Annotated in this window: 1 protein-coding gene; it reads right to left on the bottom strand. The window is 59.7% G+C overall.

What is annotated here, in order from left to right; translation table 11 throughout:
- Positions 1-231 (bottom strand): hypothetical protein (locus tag SB756_RS36005; protein ID WP_410914033.1); only part of this gene is annotated, 231 nt, incomplete at both ends.

Raw genomic sequence — 231 nt, 5'->3', positions numbered from 1 at the left:
CCTGCGTCAGCTGGGTTGAGCCGTCATCGAGAACGCGTCCAGTCGCAATTGGGCTACTGTAGCTTCCGGCGTAGACGCTCTGAGTCTGCCCCGGATAGACAAACCAGACCCGGTTCTCGAGCGGATATTTCATGCTCTCGATCGTTGTCGATTTTGTCGCGGCCACGCCCGGCACGTGGGCAAAATGCGTATCCCGCGCCTTCGTATAGTCACAACCGCCCGTCTGCGTGC

Source organism: Pseudomonas sp. SIMBA_068, from assembly GCF_046534705.1.
Lineage (GTDB): Bacteria > Pseudomonadota > Gammaproteobacteria > Pseudomonadales > Pseudomonadaceae > Aquipseudomonas > Aquipseudomonas putida.
Note: the sequence above shows the minus strand (reverse complement) of the source record. Positions and strands in the feature narration are given on the sequence as shown.